The organism is Serratia sp. CY44782 (genome assembly GCF_052168715.1).
GTDB classification, from domain to species: Bacteria; Pseudomonadota; Gammaproteobacteria; order Enterobacterales; family Enterobacteriaceae; genus Serratia; species Serratia nevei.
This window is the reverse complement of the sequence record NZ_JBJNME010000007.1, coordinates 358,644-376,247: the sequence shown is the minus strand read 5'-3', so window position 1 is coordinate 376,247 and position 17,604 is coordinate 358,644. Positions and strand designations below refer to the sequence as shown.

Genomic DNA, 17,604 nt, shown 5'->3' with positions numbered 1-17,604 from the left:
GGTTATTTATTTGAATCATGTAAATACCGTGGAGATGTATGTCACGATTTTATCGGGATTATGATTTCCCTTTAAAATAAATAAGTTACTGATTCCTGGCGCGACACGGCTTTATTGATATCCCCTCAATATCGATTAGCTTTTAAATAAAGGAGCTCTAATTATGTTCACCAGCGGCCAGAGGTGTTCTCACCTCATTCATACCTATCACCACGATCAGGATGTGTGCCATGAAATACATAACCTCCCTTATCGCACTGAGCATGATGTTCTCTGCATCGGCGTTCGCCGCCAAACAAATCACCCTTGAAGAATCCGCCAACTACACCAAACTCGGCGATCTCTCCATTCAGCAGACCGGCGTGCCTACCGTCGGCCATAAATATATTTCCTCAGAGGTTGATAAGAAATGTAATGAACTCAGCGGGCTGGATGGGAAGGATTGCTTCTATCGCATCATCTCCGCCACCGGGCAAGAGAGCGATCACAAAGATATCCACGTGGAAATATTCAAAAAATAGCGGGCTGGCTTTGAACGTAAAATAAAAAACGGGGCCCTGGAAAGGGCCCCGCTGCTTGGGATTGACGCTGAATTAAACCGCGGTCTGGAAGATCACGCCGTCGGCTTTTTCGGTGTACTGCCCCAGTTGGTCAAAGTTCAGATAGCGGTAGGTATCCGCCGCCGTCTTGTCGACCTGCGCCATATAGGTCTGGTACTCGTCCGGCGTCGGCAGGCGGCCCAGCAGGGACGCAACCGCAGCCAGTTCGGCAGACGCCAGATAGACGTTGGCACCGGTGCCCAGACGGTTCGGGAAGTTACGGGTCGAGGTGGAGACCACCGTCGCACCGTCCGCCACGCGCGCCTGGTTGCCCATGCACAGCGAGCAGCCCGGGATCTCGATGCGCGCCCCGCTCTTGCCGAAGACGCTGTAGTAGCCTTCTTCGGTCAGCTGAGCCGCGTCCATCTTGGTTGGCGGCGCCACCCACAGACGGGTCGGCAGCTGGCCCTTGTGCTGATCCAGCAGCTTGCCGGCCGCGCGGAAGTGGCCGATGTTGGTCATGCAAGAACCGATGAACACTTCATCGATTTTGCTGTTGGCCACGTCAGACAGCAGGCGCGCATCGTCAGGATCGTTCGGCGCGCACAGGATCGGCTCTTTGATCTCGTTCAGATCGATGTCGATCACCGCCGCGTATTCCGCATCCGCATCGCCTTCCAGCAGCTGCGGATCCGCCAGCCATTTTTCCATGCCCTGAATACGGCGCTCCAGCGTACGGCGATCGCCGTAGCCTTCGGAGATCATCCACTTCAGCAGCACGATGTTGGAGTTCAGGTACTCTTCGATCGGCGCCTTGTCCAGCTTGATGGTACAACCGGCGGCGGAACGTTCGGCGGAGGCATCGGTCAGCTCAAACGCCTGCTCAACCTTCAGATCCGGCAGGCCTTCGATCTCCAGAATACGGCCGGAGAAAATGTTTTTCTTGCCCTTCTTCTCGACGGTCAGCAAGCCTTGCTGGATCGCGTAGTAAGGGATGGCGTGCACCAGATCGCGCAGGGTGATGCCCGGCTGCATTTTGCCTTTGAAGCGCACCAGCACCGACTCAGGCATATCCAGCGGCATCACGCCGGTCGCGGCGGCAAACGCCACCAGGCCGGAACCGGCCGGGAAGGAGATGCCGATCGGGAAGCGGGTGTGGGAATCGCCGCCGGTGCCGACGGTGTCAGGCAGCAGCATGCGGTTCAACCAGGAGTGGATCACGCCGTCGCCCGGACGCAGCGAGACGCCGCCGCGGTTCATGATGAAGTCAGGCAGCGTGTGGTGCGTGGTCACGTCGACCGGTTTCGGGTACGCGGCGGTGTGGCAGAACGACTGCATCACCAGATCGGCGGAGAAGCCGAGGCAGGCCAGGTCTTTCAGCTCATCGCGGGTCATCGGGCCGGTGGTGTCCTGAGAACCGACGGAGGTCATCTTCGGTTCGCAGTACTCGCCAGGGCGAATGCCGGCGACGCCGCAGGCGCGGCCGACCATTTTCTGCGCCAGCGAGAAGCCTTTGCTGCTGGCGGCAACCGGCTTGGCGATACGGAACACGTCGCTGTGCGGCAGACCTAGCGCTTCGCGTGCCTTGGTGGTCAGGCCGCGGCCGATGATCAGCGGGATACGGCCGCCGGCGCGCACTTCATCCAGCAGCACGTCGGTTTTCAGTTCGAAGTTGGCGATCAGCGCGCCGGTTTCGTGGTTGCGCACTTCACCTTTGTACGGGTAAACGTCGATCACGTCGCCCATGTTCAGCTCGGACACGTCCACTTCGATCGGCAAGGCGCCGGCATCTTCCATGGTGTTGAAGAAGATAGGCGCAATCTTGCCGCCCAGCACCACGCCGCCGCCGCGCTTGTTCGGCACGTGCGGGATGTCGTCACCCATAAACCACAGCACGGAGTTGGTGGCGGATTTACGGGAAGAACCGGTGCCGACCACGTCGCCGACGTAGGCCAGCGGGAAGCCTTTCTTGTTCAGCAGCTCGATCTGTTTGATTGGGCCGACGCTGCCCGGCTGATCCGGCACGATGCCTTCACGTTCGTTTTTCAGCATCGCCAGCGCGTGCAGCGGGATGTCCGGGCGCGACCAGGCGTCCGGCGCCGGGGAAAGGTCGTCGGTGTTGGTTTCGCCGGTGACTTTGAACACGGTGACGGTGATCTTTTCTGCCAGCTCAGGGCGCGACAGGTACCATTCGGCGTCGGCCCAGGACTGCATGATCTGCTTGGCGTGCGGGTTACCGGCCTTAGCCTTCTCTTCCACGTCGTAGAAGTTGTCGAACATCAGCAGCGTGTGGGACAGCGCTTTCGCGGCGATGGGCGCCAGCGTTTCGTTGTCCAGCGCTTCGATCAACGGGTGAATGTTATAGCCGCCCTGCATGGTGCCTAACAGTTCAATGGCTTTCTCGGGGGTAACCAGGGGGGATGTCGCTTCGCCTTTGGCGATGGCCGCCAGGAAACCTGCTTTGACGTAGGCGGCTTCGTCGACGCCCGGTGGAACACGGTTAATCAGCAGGTCTAACAGGAATTCTTCTTCGCCTTTTGGCGGATTCTTCAGTAGTTCGACCAGCGCGGCCATTTGGGTGGCGTCTAGCGGCTTAGGGGCGATGCCCTCAGCAGCACGCTCGGCTACGTGCTTACGGTATTCTTCTAGCACGACGTTCTCCTCGCTCTCATTGTCATTTATTGTGCCTGGCGTATATGCAAACCGGGTTTATACCCTTGGGGTTTCACTCTGTGGCTAGGCGAACGGCCCGTAAAGGCCCCGAAACGGTGATTGGGGCAAACAAGCACGGTCAAACAGCGTTACAGCATGAAAGACTGATGGGTAGAGCGCACGGCGATATAGATGCCATCTATCCTGACGGGGCACTGCTGTCGATGTCCTGGACTGTAAGGTACAGTGCCCGGTTCCGCTCAGCCAGCATATCAGGATTTGAAACGGTTGTTAATTCGTTCACATAAAAGCAACATTAAATCTTTGCTGAATCGTTGAGCGCAGCGTAATCGGCTGCCGGACTAGCAGGGCATTATATCCATATAATTAGAATGGATATAAGCAGGAGGATCGGAATTTGGCGCAGTGGCCACAAAAATAGCGCTTTCTGAGTTTGAGCAAAAAAACGGCCCCTTTTCAGGAGCCGCTTGTTAACCGGTCAGCCAGCAGAATTACTTCTTCTTGGCTTTCGGGTTAGGCAGATCGGTGATGCTGCCTTCGTAGATTTCCGCCGCCAGGCCCACGGATTCGTGCAGGGTCGGGTGAGCGTGGATGGTCAGCGCGATGTCTTCCGCGTCGCAGCCCATCTCGATAGCCAGACCGATTTCACCCAGCAGCTCGCCGCCGTTGGTGCCGACAATCGCGCCACCGATGATGCGGTGAGTTTCTTTGTCGAAGATCAGTTTGGTCATGCCGTCTGCACAGTCGGAAGCGATCGCACGGCCGGAAGCCGCCCACGGGAAGGTGGAGGTTTCGTAGCTGATGCCTTTCTCTTTCGCTTCTTTCTCGGTCAGACCCACCCATGCCACTTCCGGCTCGGTGTAAGCGATGGATGGGATCACTTTCGGATCGAAGTAGTGCTTCATGCCGGCGATAACTTCCGCGGCAACGTGGCCTTCGTGCACGCCTTTGTGCGCCAGCATCGGCTGACCGACGATGTCGCCGATAGCGAAGATGTGCGGCACGTTGGTGCGCAGCTGTTTGTCGACGTTGATGAAGCCACGCTCGTCAACTTCAACACCGGCTTTGCCGGCATCCAGCAGTTTGCCGTTCGGCACGCGGCCGATCGCCACCAGCACCGCGTCGTAACGCTGTGGTTCTGCCGGCGCTTTTTTACCTTCCATCGTGACGTAGATGCCGTCTTCTTTGGCTTCTACCGCGGTCACTTTGGTTTCCAGCATCAGGTTGAACTGCTTGCTGATACGTTTGGTGAAGACTTTCACCACGTCTTTATCTGCCGCCGGGATGACCTGATCGAACATTTCAACGACGTCGATCTGTGAACCCAGCGCATGGTATACGGTGCCCATTTCCAGGCCGATGATGCCGCCGCCCATAACCAGCAGACGCTCTGGGACGGTTTTCAGTTCCAGCGCATCGGTAGAATCCCACACGCGTGGATCTTCATGAGGAATGAATGGCAGTTGGATCGGACGAGAACCTGCAGCGATGATGGCGTTGTCGAAGTTGATGGTGGTTGGGCCGTTTTCGCCTTCCACAACCAGGGTGTTAGCGCCGGTGAACTTGCCCAGGCCGTTGACCACTTTAACTTTACGGCCTTTCGCCATGCCAGCCAGACCGCCGGTCAGCTGAGTGATGACTTTTTCTTTCCAGACGCGCACTTTGTCGATGTCGGTTTTCGGCTCGCCGAAAACGATGCCGTGTTCGGCCAGCGCTTTGGCTTCTTCGATCACTTTGGCAACGTGCAGCAGTGCTTTGGAAGGGATACATCCCACGTTCAGGCAAACCCCGCCCAGAGTGGAATAACGTTCAACCAGAACGGTTTCAAGACCTAAGTCAGCGCAACGAAAGGCTGCAGAGTAACCTGCCGGGCCCGCCCCAAGTACCACGACCTGAGTTTTAATTTCAGTACTCATCATGACCTCTTAATTGATTGTCCGGCGGGTCAGACGTCATTTTTATTGCTAATCGATCTCATAACGCCCTTCATCCACCGGGACGCTTACACCGCGAGCAGTTTACAGAATTGTTAATAATCTGCAAAGCGTGTTCGAGTGACCCGTGTCTCAACAATTTTGTCGAGTTGTGCAAAATCCGACAAAACTGCTACTGAATCGTCAGGGGCGCAGCATGCTGCGCCCCTTTTGCATTACATCACCAGACGGCGAATGTCGGACAACATGTTGTTGATGATGGTGATGAAGCGCGCACCATCGGCACCGTCGATAACGCGGTGGTCGAAGGACAGCGACATCGGCATCATCAGGCGCGGCATGAACTCTTTACCGTTCCAGACCGGCTCCATCGCAGACTTGGAGACGCCCAGGATAGCCACTTCCGGCGCGTTGACGATCGGCGCGAAGTGAGTCGTCCCGATGCCGCCCAGGCTGGAGATGGTGAAGCAACCGCCCTGCATTTCGCCCGCGGTCAGCTTGCCGTCGCGCGCTTTCTTGGAGATGGTCATCAGTTCGCGAGACAGCTCAGTGATGCTCTTCTTGTTCACGTCCTTGAACACCGGAACCACCAGGCCGTTCGGGGTATCTACCGCCACGCCGATGTTGATGTATTTCTTCAGCGTCAGCTTCTGGCCATCTTCGGACAGCGAGCTGTTGAAGCGCGGCATCTGCTCCAGAGCGGCAGCAACAGCTTTCATGATGAACACGACAGGCGTGAACTTCACGTCCAGCTTGCGCTTGGCCGCTTCTTCGTTCTGCTGCTTGCGGAACGCTTCCAGATCGGTGATGTCGGTTTTGTCGAAGTGAGTCACGTGCGGGATCATCACCCAGTTGCGGCTCAGGTTCGCGCCAGAGATCTTCTGGATGCGGCCCATTTCGACTTCTTCGATCTCGCCGAACTTGCTGAAGTCCACTTTCGGCCATGGCAGCATGCCTGGCAGACCGCCGCCGGCAGCGGCCGGAGCCGCTTCAGCGCGTTTCACCGCGTCTTTCACGTAAGTCTGAACGTCTTCGCGCAGGATGCGGCCTTTACGACCGGTGCCTTTCACTTTCGCCAGGTTAACGCCGAATTCACGCGCCAGACGACGAATGACCGGGGTCGCGTGCACGTATGCCGCGTTCTCGGCGAACTCGCCTTTGTCGTCAGCTTTCGCAGCCGGAGCGGCGGCTTTAGCGGCGGCCGGAGCCGGCGCAGCTTCCGCTTTAGCGGCTGGAGCGGCGGCAGCGGCAGGCGCAGCGCCTTCCACTTCGAACACCATGATCAGGGAGCCGGTTTTCACTTTGTCGCCGGTCGCGATCTTGATCTCTTTCACGGTACCCGCGAACGGTGCAGGCACTTCCATGGAGGCCTTGTCGCCTTCCACGGTGATCAGAGACTGCTCGGCGGCAACCTTGTCGCCCACCTTAACCATCACTTCGGTCACTTCGACTTCGTCACCGCCGATATCCGGCACGGCGACGTCTTTGGCCGCAGGCGCTGCAGCGGCGGCAGGGGCTTGCGCCGCAGCCGGGGCCGCAGCGGAAGCGGCGCCGGCCACTTCGAACACCATGATCAGGGAACCGGTTTTCACTTTGTCGCCGGTCGCGATCTTGATCTCTTTCACGGTGCCCGCGAACGGCGCAGGGACTTCCATGGAAGCCTTGTCGCCTTCCACGGTGATCAGGGACTGCTCGGCTTCCACCTTGTCGCCCACTTTCACCAGGATCTCGGTCACTTCGACTTCGTCAGCGCCGATGTCCGGCACGGCAACGTCTTTGGCCGCAGCGGCGGCCGGGGCAGCAGCAGCTGCCGCCGGTTTTTCTTCCGCTTTCGCCGCCGGTGCAGCTTCCGCTGCGCCTGCCGCTTCGAAGATCATGATCAGTTTGCCGGTTTCGGTTTTATCGCCGACCGCCACTTTGATCTCTTTCACCACGCCCGCCTGCGGGGATGGCACTTCCATGGAAGCCTTGTCGCCTTCCACGGTGATCAGCGATTGTTCCGCTTCAACTTTATCGCCGACCTTCACCAGAATCTCGGTGATTTCGACTTCATCTGCACCGATGTCCGGTACGTTGATTTCGATAGACATTATTCAGTACCTCTTAGGCCAGACGCGGGTTAACTTTTTCCGGGTTGATGTCGAATTTCTTGATTGCATCGGCAACCACAGAAGCTTCGATCTCACCGCGTTTAGCCAGTTCACCCAGAGCAGCAACCACCACGTAGGATGCATCGACTTCGAAGTGGTGACGCAGGTTTTCGCGGCTGTCCGAACGACCGAAGCCGTCGGTGCCCAGTACGCGATAATCGCTGGCCGGCACATAAGTACGAACCTGTTCGGCGAACAGTTTCATGTAGTCGGTAGAAGCTACCGCCGGCGCGTCGCTCATCACCTGAGCGATGTAAGGCACGCGTGGCGTTTCGGTTGGGTGCAGCATGTTCCAGCGCTCGCAATCCTGGCCGTCGCGCGCCAGTTCGGTGAACGAGGTCACGCTGTAGGTGTCGGAACCCACGCCGTAGTCCTTCGCCAGGATCTGCGCAGCTTCGCGCACGTGGCGCAGGATGGCGCCGGAGCCCAGCAGCTGTACCTTGCCTTTGCTGCCTTCCAGCGTTTCCAGCTTGTAGATACCCTTGCGGATACCTTCTTCCGCACCCTGCGGCATCGCAGGCATGTGGTAGTTTTCGTTCAGCGTGGTCAGGTAGTAGTACACGTTTTCTGGGTTGTCGCCATACATGCGCACCAGACCGTCGTGCATGATCACCGCCACTTCGTACGCGTAAGCCGGATCGTAAGAGATGCAGTTAGGGATGGTCAGAGACTGAATGTGGCTGTGGCCATCTTCATGCTGCAGACCTTCGCCGTTCAGGGTAGTACGGCCCGAGGTCCCGCCGATCAGGAAGCCGCGCGCCTGTTGGTCGCCCGCTGCCCAGCACAGGTCGCCGATACGTTGGAAACCGAACATCGAGTAGTAGATGTAGAACGGAATCATCGGCAGATCGTTGGTGCTGTAGGAAGTCGCTGCGGCCAGCCAGGAAGAGGCTGCACCCAGTTCGTTGATGCCTTCCTGCAGGATTTGACCTTTCTCGTCTTCTTTGTAGTAAGCAACCTGCTCACGGTCCTGCGGAGTGTACTGCTGGCCGTTCGGGCTGTAGATACCGATCTGACGGAACAGACCTTCCATACCGAAGGTACGCGCTTCGTCGGCGATGATTGGCACCAGGCGATCTTTGATCGACTTGTTCTTCAGCATCACGTTCAGGGCACGCACGAAGGCGATAGTGGTGGAGATCTCTTTGTTCTGCTCTTCCAGCAGCGAGCTGAAATCTTCCAGCGCCGGCATTTCCAGCTTCTGGGTGAACTCCGGCAGACGAGTCGGCACGTAGCCTTTCAGCGCCTGGCGACGTTCGTGCAGGTATTTGTACTCTTCGGAATCTTTCTCGAAGGTGATGTACGGCAGTTTTTCGATATCAGCATCGGCAACCGGCACGTTGAAACGATCGCGGAAGTGGTGAACCCCTTCCATGTTCATTTTCTTCACCTGGTGAGCGATGTTTTTACCTTCCGCGGTTTCACCCATGCCGTAACCTTTGATGGTGTGGGCCAGGATAACGGTCGGTTTGCCTTTGGTGTCCTGCGCTTTTTTCAGTGCAGCGAAGATTTTCTTCGGATCGTGACCACCACGGTTCAGCGCCCAGATTTCGTCGTCGGTCATGTCTTTGACCAGCGCCGCGGTTTCTGGGTAACGGCCGAAGAAGTGCTCGCGCACGTAAGCGCCGTCTTTGGATTTGAAGGTCTGGTAGTCGCCGTCCAGGGTCTCGTTCATCAGCTGAACCAGTTTACCGCTGGTGTCTTTACGCAGCAGCTCGTCCCAACGGCCGCCCCAGATCACTTTCAGCACCTGCCAGCCTGCGCCGGAGAAGATGCCTTCCAGTTCGTTGATGATCTTGCCGTTGCCGGTAACCGGGCCGTCCAGGCGCTGCAGGTTACAGTTGATGACGAACACCAGGTTGTCCAGCTTCTCGCGGGTCGCGATGGTGATGGCGCCTTTGGATTCCGGCTCATCCATCTCGCCGTCGCCCAGGAAGGCGTAAACGGTCTGCTCAGAGGTGTCTTTCAGGCCACGGTGTTCCAGGTATTTCAGGAACTTCGCCTGATAGATGGCGCTGATTGGGCCCAGGCCCATGGATACGGTCGGGAACTGCCAGAATTCCGGCATCAGCTTAGGATGCGGGTAAGAGGACAGGCCGTTGCCGTGCACTTCCTGACGGAAGTTGTTCATTTGTTCTTCGGTCAGGCGGCCTTCAAGGAAGGCACGCGCGTAAACGCCCGGAGAGATGTGGCCCTGGAAGTACACCAGGTCGCCGCCGTCTTTCTCGTTGCGTGCGCGGAAGAAGTGGTTAAAGCAGACTTCATAGAAGGTCGCGGAAGACTGGAAGGAAGCCATGTGGCCGCCCAGCTCCAGGTCTTTTTTGGATGCGCGCAGAACGGTCATGATCGCGTTCCAACGGATCGCTGAACGAATGCGGCGTTCCAGATCCAGGTTGCCTGGGTAGGCCGGTTCGTCTTCTACCGCGATGGTGTTGACGTAGTTGTGCGCTGCAGCACCGGCCGCAACGTTAACGCCGCCTTTGCGGGCTTCTCCCAATACCTGATCAATCAGAAACTGAGCTCGCTCAACACCCTCTTCACGGATGACCGATTCGATCGCCTGCAGCCAGTCGCGGGTTTCGATCGGATCCACGTCATTGTTTAAACGTTCTGACATGGTGGTATTCCTTATCTGTCTAATGGTTTGTTTGGAGCCTGTCTTCCTGTGCTCTGTGCAAAAACACACGAAGACAGGCCCATCAGTTTAGTTGCCGCTTAAGTACTTAACTAAGTACCTCGAACTTAACCCCCGCAGGCTGGTGTACCCTGAAGAGGACAGCTCTTAATCCTTGCGTTGCTGGAGACGCCGTAGCGATCTCTCGCGCCGAGTATGCTCCCGGCTGAGATCCAGCAAGATTTCCTCGATAAACGCCAAGTGGCGATGCGAGGCTTCACGGGCCTTTTCCGGCTCGCGTGCCACAATCGCCTCAAAAATTCCGGCGCGGTGGCTGCTCACTTTTGCCAACATCTCACGGCGCGAGTAGAGCAATTCAAAGTTCTGACGCACGTTCTGTTCCAGCATCGGCCCCATGCAGCGTAGCAGGTGAAGTAACACAACGTTGTGGGCAGCTTCGGTCACGGCGATTTGATACTGCATGACCGCATCGGCTTCGGCGTCGAGATCGCCGCTGTCTTGAGCCTGTTGAATCACGATGTGGCAGTCGCGGATGCGCGCCAGATCTTCATCGGTGCCGCGCAGCGCCGCGTAATAGGCGGCAATGCCTTCCAGCGCGTGACGGGTTTCCAGCAGATCGAACTGTGATTCGGGATGGTCGGCCAGCAGCTCGGCCAGCGGATCGCTGAAGCTCTGCCACAGATTAGTTTGCACGAAGGTGCCGCCGCCCTGACGGCGCAGGAGCAACCCTTTCGCTTCCAGGCGCTGAATGGCCTCTCTCAGAGAAGGACGGGAGACATCAAATTGTTTCGCCAGCTCGCGCTCCGGAGGCAGCTTTTCGCCTGGGCGCAGTGTCCCCTCGAGGATCAGGTATTCGAGCTGTTGCTCGATAACATCTGACAACTTGGGTTGGCGGATTTTGCTGTAGGCCATGAGTGAATTCTTCTCTGCGAATGGCGCGGAGTCAATTGGTAATACCAATTTCAAAAACGTGACGGTAAAGTAACAAAGTATTCACCTCCTGTCCATACGGGCCTTGATCGAAATCAGGTTACCCGCACATTTTAACACCCCACTGAAAACCCCGCTGCAAACCGGTAACGCCGTGATGGTATTACCATTTACGCGCCGGGTTGGGGATTTAACTTTTACCAAACCTTACGCAAGGAAGAGTGCAAACTTTTTGCCCAAGTTTTATTGCATGGTTATTACGCTTTGATGAATGACTATTTGGCGAGCAGCGCAACGATGGTTCGTTCATTATTTGAACGCACCCCACCGTTCAGATCTACGTTATTTTTGCGCATTATGTGATTTGTTGCTTATTTCATGCACTGAATCCCCCCAGCCGTCACACAACCCGCATTTTGTTTCCTAAACTGCTGCAATCTTAATCACTCACACGACAAAGCAGGTGCAAACTGACGCGCGTAACATTATTCTCTGCCAAACGGTAGCGGCGCCGTGGAATTAATAGATATAACACCGTAAATAAAACAAAACACACATCGTAACCACTGCTTTACAGGCATGTGGTCATTCGCAACGACAGAGGGTTAGATTGATGGATGGTCAACAGCATGGTGACCAGCTGAAACGCGGCCTGAAAAACCGCCATATTCAGCTCATCGCCTTAGGTGGCGCAATCGGCACCGGGTTATTTCTCGGTATCGCTCAAACAATAAAAATGGCCGGCCCGTCGGTTATTCTCGGTTACGCCATCGGTGGCTTCATCGCGTTTCTGATCATGCGCCAGCTGGGCGAAATGGTGGTGGAAGAGCCGGTTGCCGGTTCCTTCAGCCACTTCGCCTACAAATACTGGGGCAACTTCGCCGGCTTCGCTTCCGGCTGGAACTACTGGGTACTGTATGTCCTGGTGGCGATGGCGGAACTGACCGCGGTCGGCATCTACGTGCAGTACTGGTGGCCGGAGATCCCTACCTGGGTCTCCGCCGCGGTGTTCTTCCTGGCGATCAACGCCATCAACCTGGCCAACGTTAAAGTTTACGGCGAGATGGAGTTCTGGTTCGCCATCATCAAGGTGGTGGCGATTATCGGCATGATTGTGTTCGGCGCCTACCTGCTATTCAGCGGCATGGGCGGCCCGGAAGCCACCGTCACCAACCTGTGGGCGCAGGGCGGGTTCTTCCCGAACGGCATCATGGGCCTGGTGATGGCGATGGCGGTGATCATGTTCTCCTTCGGCGGCCTCGAGCTGGTCGGCATCACCGCCGCCGAAGCCGACAACCCGCAAAAAAGCATTCCGAAAGCCACCAATCAGGTGATCTACCGCATCCTGATCTTCTATATCGGTTCGCTGGCCATTCTGCTGTCGCTGTACCCGTGGGGCAAAGTGGTCGAAGGCGGCAGCCCGTTCGTGCTGATCTTCCACGCGCTGAACAGCAATCTGGTGGCAACCGTGCTGAACATCGTGGTGCTCACCGCCGCGCTGTCGGTCTACAACAGCTGCGTCTACTGCAACAGCCGCATGCTGTACGGCTTGGCGCAGCAGGGCAACGGCCCGAAAAGCCTGCTGAAGGTCGACGGCCGCGGCGTGCCGGTGGTAGCCATCGGCATTTCCGCCCTCGCCACCGCGCTGTGCGTGCTGATTAACTACCTGATCCCGGGCCGCGCCTTCGAACTGCTGATGGCGTTGGTGGTATCGGCGCTGGTGATCAACTGGGCGATGATCAGCCTGGCGCACCTGAAGTTCCGCGCCGCCAAAAACCGCGAAGGCGTGGTGCCGAAGTTCAAGGCGTTCTGGTACCCGTTCAGCAACTACCTGTGCCTGCTGTTCATGGCCGGCATCCTGGTGATCATGTACCTGACGCCGGGCATTCAAATCTCGGTGCTGCTGATCCCGGTGTGGGTGGCGATCCTGGCTGTCGGTTACGCCATCAAACAGCGCAGCCAACGCGTCGACGGCGTCACCAGCCGTTGAATCCCGTGACCGCGCAATAGATAAAATGGCCCGCAGATGCGGGCCATTTTTTTTGCCTGAACGCCACTTACTTGCGCAGCGCTTTCACCTGCTCGGCGGTGATGTCCGCCGGCAAGCCGCCCCAGGTCACACGCAGATAATTCACCAGCTCCGCCACTTCGGCATCGCTCAGCCGCTCGCCGAAGCCCGGCATGCTCTGCATGCTTTCACCATTCGGGAACTGCTGGGCCGGCAAGCCGTCCAGCACCGACACGATCAGGTTCTTGCCGTCCGCCTGGCGCAGCGTGGCGTTATCGCGCATCGCCGGTGCGACGTGCGGTTTGCCCTCGCCTTCACGCGCATGGCAGCCGGCGCACTGATCCAGGTAGGCCATGCGCCCGGTATCGCTGCCCTGGCCTATTTTCACCGGCACTGCCGCCGGCGGCTGCTCGCCCATCAGATACAGCGCCAGCGCCTGGTGGTCTTCCGGCGTCAAATAACGGGTGCTGAGATCCACCACCATGTGCATTTCGCTGAAGGCGGAACCCTGCGGCGCGAGGCCGGTGCTGAGGAAGCGGCTGACGTCCTGCGGCGTCCAGCCGCGCTGCGCCAGACCGTGCGGCGTAATGTCCGGCGCCATGAAGCGGCCGAGATCGCCGCCCTGCATCGGCTTGGCGAGATCCATCTGCCCCAGCGCGCCGCGCGGCGTGTGGCATTCGCCACAATGCCCCAGCACGTCAGCCAGATAGCGGCCGCGCTGCCATTGCGGCGAACTGCCCTGCGAACTGGCCGGCAACGGATCCTGGCTGCGGAACAGCAGGTTCCAGCCGATCAGCGCCATGCGCTGGTTGAACGGGAACGGCATCTCGTTGGCCGGAATGGCGACGTCCACCGCCGGGCGCGTCATCAGGTAAGCGTAGATGTCGTCGGCATCCTGACGCGACATGCCCTTGTACGAGGTGTAAGGCATCGCCGGGTACAGGTGTCGCCCGCCCGGCGCCACGCCCTGCGTCAGCGCCAGGAAGAAGTCGTCCTTGGTCCAGCGCCCGATGCCGTGGTCGGCCGATGGCGTCAGGTTGCTGCCGTAAATCGTGCCGAACGGCGTTTCCAGCGGATAGCCGCCAGCCAACGGCGCCCCGCCGCTGGCGGTATGACAGGCGGCGCAGTCGGCGGCCTGCGCCAGATAGCGGCCGCGGGCGATCTGTTCGGCGCCGGCGGTCACCTGCTGCACCGGGCCGTCGTAACGGCGGTTTTCCCGCCACCACAGCAGCGCAATCACCACGATCGCCACCAGCAAAATCAATACTGCGAGACGTTTTTTCATTGCGCCGTCTCCTTCAGCAGGCCCGGCGTTTTCAGCACCACGTCGCGCACTGCCTCGTAGTAACGCACATAGCCGGTGCAGCGGCAGATGTGGCTGTCCAGCGCCTGCTCAATGGCGCTTTCCAGCTGCTCGCGAGCGATAGGCTCACGCTTGAGCTTTTCCACGAAAATGGTGGCGGCATTGACGAAGCCCGGCGTGCAGTAGCCGCACTGGAAGCTGTAGTGCTCCAGAAACGCCTGCTGGATCGGCGACAGCTCAACCACCTCGCCCTGTTCGTCCACCTTGGCGTGGCCTTCGACGGTACGCACTTTCTTGCCGTTGAAGAAATGCGCGCCGGTGATGCAGGTGCGTACCTCTTCGCTGGTGCCGCTCGGGTGATCGACGATCGCCACGCAGGCGTGGCAAATGCCCTGCCCGCAGCCGAGGCGCGAACCGGTCAGGTCAAGGTACTCGTGCAGGAAATCGATCATCATCAAGCCTTCCGGCACCTCGATCGGGCCGTACTGCTTCTCGTTGATGGTCAGGGAGATCGGCTGGGTTTTAATGCTCATTGTAATACCTCACGAATATTTTCTGCACGAACGGGCAAATCACGGAAACGGTGGCCGGTGGCATCGGCGATGGCGTTAACCAGCGCGGCCACGATCGGGATCATCACCACCTCCGCCATGCCTTTCGGCGGATCGGTTTCCGACAGCGCCGGCAGGATGTCGCCGCTCTGTTTCCACACCGCCACGTCGCTGGCACGCGGCAGATGGTAACGGTTGAAGTTCCAGGTGCCGTTGCCCGGGCCGTCTTCGTACAGCGGTAAATATTCGTGCAGCGCATGGCCGATCCCCATCGCCAGCCCGCCCTGCAGCTGGCCGGAAACCAGTTCCGGCACGATCAGGTTGCCGCACTCCATGATCGAATGGTGATTCAGCAATTCCACCTGGCCGGTGGCGATATCCACCGCCACTTCCGCCAGCGTGCCAACGGCGCTGTAGTAGGTCACCGCCGCATTGTTGCGCTGGGTTGGCGGGTAGTAGACTTGCCCGCGCGCCAGCGGTTTGAATTCACCGCCGGCGTTGCGCAGCGCCATGCCGTCGATCGGCAAGCGTTCGCTTTTGCCGTTCAACGTAAAATCGGCCTCCGCCCACTGCCAGCGGTTGAAGACGTGCACCGCCGCACCGGTGACGCCGCCCATCTGATAGGCCGTCTTGGCCAGCAGTTCGAGGCTCAGCACCGACATGCCCGCCGCCGTCAGGCCGCCCTCGACCCAACGCGCATCCTCACGCCGCACCACCAGCGGTGCCGCCTGGCCGCCGCCGATGCCGGCCTGCCACAGCGCCATCGCCGCCGGCCACAGGCCGTGATCGAAGATCAGGCGCGCCGCTTCGCGGGTGCTGTGCGAGAAGTAATAGGCCGAGTTGCTGGCGCTGGACGGCGAACAGTAGCTCGGCGTCCAGTTAGGGTTGGTTTGCAGCTTGTCCTGCTCTTCCTGCGACATCAGGTAAGGATCGCCGCTGGTGACCATCGGCAGCACCGACCAGTCAGTGACCGAGAAATGCGCTTCGTCGGCCGGTTTGCCCAGCCACTGTGCGCACAGCACCGACTGCGAGGTCGACATGCCGGTGCCCATCTCCGCGCCGCTGTGATGCAGCGTGATGCGGCCGTCTTCGCTCAGCTCCACCCGGGCGAACGAAGTTTCCGCCCCGGTGCCGAAGTCTTTCTGCACGCAGCCAAAGCCAACGCCATAGCGCTTGCCGGGATGACGGCTCTCAAACTCGGCCTTGCGTTCGGCGCGCTTGAGCCACATCTCATGCTTCGCCGCCTTCTCCAGCACTTCATCGGCGCGGATCGCACCGGCCGGGATCGCCCCTTGAGTATTTTTCATGCCGGATTTCAGCACGTTACGCAGGCGGAATTCGATAGGATCGATCTTCAGTTCGGCGGCCAGCTCATCCACCATCATCTCGGTGGCGGCCATGCTCTGCAGCGTGCCGTAACCACGCGCCGAGCCGGCGTCGATGGCGCGTGAGGCCAGCCCGACCGACGACAGATCGCTTTTCGGGAAGTAGTAAATCGACTGGGCGGCGGTCGCGCCGACCATTACCACCGAAGGGGTAAAGTTGCTGCGGCCGCCGCCGTCCGCGGTCATGTCCCCGAGGAACGACTGCATAACGCCGGTCTGGCGATTCACCGCGATGCGGTAATTCATATCGAACGCGTGGCGCTTCAGCGCCGTCTGGAACTGCTCGAAGCGGTCGTTGGCCAGGCGCACCGGGTGGCCGTCGCCGTACATCGCCGCCACCGCGCCGTAATACGGGAAGTTGTAGTGATCTTTCGAGCCGTAGCCCACGGTGTAGCACGGGTGCAGGATCAGCTGTTTCACCGGCGGGTTGCGCTTGGCCAGCATGCGCGGCATCTCGTCGGCCACTTCCTGCGGCGACTGGGTCGGCACCACCAGATGCAGCGTTTGCGTCTCAGCGTCGAACCAGCCGTTGGCGTTGTCCGGCTCCAGCGCCGAGGTGTCGATCGACTGCGTGGTGTAGCGGCGCGACATCACCAGCCAATCGGCCGGCGGATTGGCCATCTCGTCGGCGATCAGGCCCGCATAGCGCATGCCTTCCTGATCCAGCTTGCCGCCCTCGCGCCCTTCCGGCCACACCGGCAGGTGTTTTTTCATCGATACCGGGAAGATTGGCGTGTCCTTCAGGCTGGAGAAGCGATCGTCGTCGAACGGCTGATCGCCCCCCACCCGCACATAGCGGAAGCTGCCCCAGGGATCGCGCTCCAGCGGGCCGGTGACCGCGCCGTATTTAATGGTTTCCTCACGGAATTTCAGCTTGTCCTTGGCGAAGCGGAAACGGGCGAAGTCGTGATAGATCAGGATCGCCACCGCCTGGCCGAGATAGGCCGGGGTTTTGCCACTCGGCAGCAGCATGTCGTCACCGTAAAACGCCGGGAAGGCCAGACCGTCGCGCGCCAGATCTTCCGCCGTCACCAGGCGATCCGGCTGCAGGTCGTCCCCCAACAGCGACAGATCGACCCCTTCGAACAGCCGGTCGGCTTTGGTGACGCGCAGAATGAAGGCGTGCGCCTGTTTCTGCGGCCAGTGCGGCATGTCCACCGCGCGGATATCGCGCGCGAACACCTTCTGCCCCATGACCTTGGCGCGGCCGTCGATACGGAAACGGATGCGTTTGGTCTGCGGATCCCAGTTGGGTGACTGGAGGATTTTTTGCTCGAACAGCGCGGCGTAGGCGCGGCTGTACAGGGGCGCGAGATACACAGACACCCCCGCAATCACGGCGCTTTTGATAAAGCGGCGCCGCGACGGGTTGAAATTGCTCATAAATAAGTCCTTCACGTCTTTCTTGTAATTGGTTTTTGTTCGCGGTGTTGTTGCGCAAACGCTGACGACCTTGCCGTAGACGTCATAAGCATATGCTTATAACTAAAATTATG

The 17,604-nt window shown here is 59.0% G+C and carries 10 protein-coding genes; 2 read left to right on the top strand and 8 right to left on the bottom strand.

What is annotated here, in order from left to right:
* Nucleotides 1-230: 230 nt before the first annotated feature.
* Nucleotides 231-521 carry a hypothetical protein gene (locus ACJ8HT_RS15965; RefSeq protein ID WP_241234243.1) on the top strand — a complete coding sequence of 97 codons (291 nt, stop codon included), beginning with the start codon at nt 231-233 and terminating at the stop codon, nt 519-521.
* A 72-nt stretch (nt 522-593) separates the two neighbouring features.
* Here the strand turns inward: ACJ8HT_RS15965 and acnB are convergent, their stop codons facing one another.
* The 5 genes from acnB to pdhR form a co-directional block, all read right to left on the bottom strand.
* A complete protein-coding gene (gene acnB, locus ACJ8HT_RS15960; RefSeq protein WP_033635927.1) occupies nt 594-3,191 on the bottom strand; it encodes a bifunctional aconitate hydratase 2/2-methylisocitrate dehydratase in 2,598 nt (865 codons plus the stop codon).
* A gap of 512 nt (nt 3,192-3,703) precedes the next feature.
* Entirely contained in the window at nt 3,704-5,128 is a 1,425-nt protein-coding gene (lpdA, locus tag ACJ8HT_RS15955) for a dihydrolipoyl dehydrogenase (protein WP_004937500.1), read from the bottom strand.
* Nucleotides 5,129-5,361: 233 nt separating this feature from the next.
* Nucleotides 5,362-7,236, bottom strand: a complete 1,875-nt coding sequence (gene aceF, locus ACJ8HT_RS15950; RefSeq protein ID WP_197652994.1) for a pyruvate dehydrogenase complex dihydrolipoyllysine-residue acetyltransferase — start codon at nt 7,234-7,236, stop codon at nt 5,362-5,364.
* Nucleotides 7,237-7,249: 13 nt separating this feature from the next.
* Complete coding sequence (gene aceE, locus ACJ8HT_RS15945; protein WP_004937495.1) at nt 7,250-9,913, bottom strand: pyruvate dehydrogenase (acetyl-transferring), homodimeric type; 2,664 nt, start codon at nt 9,911-9,913, stop codon at nt 7,250-7,252.
* A gap of 165 nt (nt 9,914-10,078) precedes the next feature.
* A complete protein-coding gene (pdhR, locus tag ACJ8HT_RS15940) occupies nt 10,079-10,843 on the bottom strand; it encodes a pyruvate dehydrogenase complex transcriptional repressor PdhR (RefSeq protein WP_004937490.1) in 765 nt (254 codons plus the stop codon).
* Nucleotides 10,844-11,474: 631 nt separating this feature from the next.
* On the opposite strand from pdhR, the gene ACJ8HT_RS15935 reads away from it, so the two are divergent.
* A complete protein-coding gene (locus tag ACJ8HT_RS15935; RefSeq protein ID WP_194572801.1) occupies nt 11,475-12,851 on the top strand; it encodes an amino acid permease in 1,377 nt (458 codons plus the stop codon).
* 67 nt (nt 12,852-12,918) lie between these two features.
* On the opposite strand, the gene ACJ8HT_RS15930 is transcribed toward ACJ8HT_RS15935, so the two are convergent.
* The 3 genes from ACJ8HT_RS15930 to ACJ8HT_RS15920 are packed head-to-tail and all read right to left on the bottom strand — an operon-like array spanning nt 12,919 to nt 17,491.
* Complete coding sequence (locus tag ACJ8HT_RS15930) at nt 12,919-14,154, bottom strand: cytochrome c (RefSeq protein ID WP_197652995.1); 1,236 nt, start codon at nt 14,152-14,154, stop codon at nt 12,919-12,921.
* On the bottom strand, nt 14,151-14,705 hold the full coding sequence (locus ACJ8HT_RS15925; RefSeq protein ID WP_038879260.1) for a (2Fe-2S)-binding protein: 555 nt from the start codon (nt 14,703-14,705) through the stop codon (nt 14,151-14,153). The genes ACJ8HT_RS15930 and ACJ8HT_RS15925 overlap by 4 nt, the downstream gene beginning before the upstream one ends.
* Entirely contained in the window at nt 14,702-17,491 is a 2,790-nt protein-coding gene (locus ACJ8HT_RS15920; RefSeq protein ID WP_197652996.1) for a xanthine dehydrogenase family protein molybdopterin-binding subunit, read from the bottom strand. The genes ACJ8HT_RS15925 and ACJ8HT_RS15920 overlap by 4 nt, the downstream gene beginning before the upstream one ends.
* Nucleotides 17,492-17,604 lie beyond the last annotated feature (113 nt).

Bases quoted from the DNA above. Each gene is read 5' to 3' on its own strand.
- aceF (WP_197652994.1), bottom strand. From the start codon at position 7,236: ATGTCTATCGAAATCAACGTACCGGACATCGGTGCAGATGAAGTCGAA.
- ACJ8HT_RS15925 (WP_038879260.1), bottom strand. From the start codon at position 14,705: ATGAGCATTAAAACCCAGCCGATCTCCCTGACCATCAACGAGAAGCAG.
- aceE (WP_004937495.1), bottom strand. From the start codon at position 9,913: ATGTCAGAACGTTTAAACAATGACGTGGATCCGATCGAAACCCGCGAC.
- lpdA (WP_004937500.1), bottom strand. From the start codon at position 5,128: ATGAGTACTGAAATTAAAACTCAGGTCGTGGTACTTGGGGCGGGCCCG.
- ACJ8HT_RS15935 (WP_194572801.1), top strand. From the start codon at position 11,475: ATGGATGGTCAACAGCATGGTGACCAGCTGAAACGCGGCCTGAAAAAC.
- pdhR (WP_004937490.1), bottom strand. From the start codon at position 10,843: ATGGCCTACAGCAAAATCCGCCAACCCAAGTTGTCAGATGTTATCGAG.
- ACJ8HT_RS15920 (WP_197652996.1), bottom strand. From the start codon at position 17,491: ATGAGCAATTTCAACCCGTCGCGGCGCCGCTTTATCAAAAGCGCCGTG.
- ACJ8HT_RS15930 (WP_197652995.1), bottom strand. From the start codon at position 14,154: ATGAAAAAACGTCTCGCAGTATTGATTTTGCTGGTGGCGATCGTGGTG.
- ACJ8HT_RS15965 (WP_241234243.1), top strand. From the start codon at position 231: ATGAAATACATAACCTCCCTTATCGCACTGAGCATGATGTTCTCTGCA.